This window comes from Sphingomonas sp. CFBP 13706 (genome assembly GCF_014842355.1).
Taxonomy (GTDB): domain Bacteria; phylum Pseudomonadota; class Alphaproteobacteria; order Sphingomonadales; family Sphingomonadaceae; genus Sphingomonas; species Sphingomonas aerolata.
Genome location: NZ_JACYVM010000055.1, coordinates 1 through 1,103, shown reverse-complemented (window position 1 = coordinate 1,103; position 1,103 = coordinate 1). Strand labels below are relative to the sequence as shown.

Sequence of the window (1,103 nt, the reverse complement as noted above, 5' to 3'; positions counted from 1 at the left end):
GTGAGCCAGGAGACCTGCCGGCGTCTGGTCGCTCTTGCCTGGCCCAGGGGGTGGCCGCGGCACGGTACTCCGTCGAGCGACGACGTGTGCGGTGGGGACCGCACGGGCATGCGTGCCGGTCGCAATCGCGTCCGGCTGGCGCGGATGTCGGCCGTTCGCGGGAGGTCCCTGCCGGGTTCGCCAGACGCCCGGGGGATTACCGTAATGCCGTTCCTATTGTCTCGCCTCGCGCTCGCGGGGGCTATTCTGTCGCCTGTCTTCGCAGCGCCGCTCAATGCGCAGTCTTTGCCTGCCTCCGACAATGAAGACATCCTAGTTGTCGGCCAGCATGCCCGCGACACGCTCACCACGCCAAACGCGACCGGCAGCCGCCTGGGCCTCACGCCGCTTGAGACCCCCGCGACGATCTCGGTCATCGATGGCACCACGATCCGCGCACGTGGCGACCTCTCGGTGATCGACGCGACAAGCCGTGCGCCGGGCATCAGCAACGCCGGCAACCCCGGCAACGGTGGCACCGCGCTCGCCGCGCGGGGCTTCAGCGGTCAGGGCTCCGTGCTCCAGCTCATCGATGGCATAAGACTGTTCCCGGCGGCCGGCACGATCACCTTTCCGACCGATCCGTGGATGGTCGAGCGGATCGACATCCTGAGCGGCCCGGCCTCCGTGCTCTACGGCCAGGGCGCACTGGGCGGCGCGGTGAATGTCCTGATGCGCAAACCCGATACGCAGCGGACGCACGTGGAGGGCGAGATCGGCTATGGGTCGCAGGACAGCTTCCATCTCGCGGCGGGCGCAGGGGGGCCGATCACCGAGCGCCTCTCTTACCGCATCGACGGCAGCTATCGCCGGTCCGACGGCTATGTCGATCGCGGCCAGTCGCGCAGCCATGCCGTGTCGGGCACGCTGCGCTGGGCGCCGACCGACACGCTCGTCGTCACCGCACGGGACGATTATGGCGACCAAAAGCCGATGCGCTATTTCGGTACGCCGCTGATCGACGGTCGGCTCGACGACCGCATCCGGGAACGCAACTACAACACACGCGACGGCGTCATCCGCTACCTGGACAACCGCACCAGCCTGCAGGTCGACTGGACGCC

At 68.4% G+C, this 1,103-nt stretch carries 1 protein-coding gene; it reads left to right on the top strand.

All coding sequences use genetic code 11. The features are described from left to right. Positions 1 to 204: 204 nt before the first annotated feature. Positions 205 to 1,103: TonB-dependent siderophore receptor (locus tag IFS44_RS21605; protein WP_192100198.1), on the top strand; the 899-nt coding region annotated here is incomplete at its 3' end.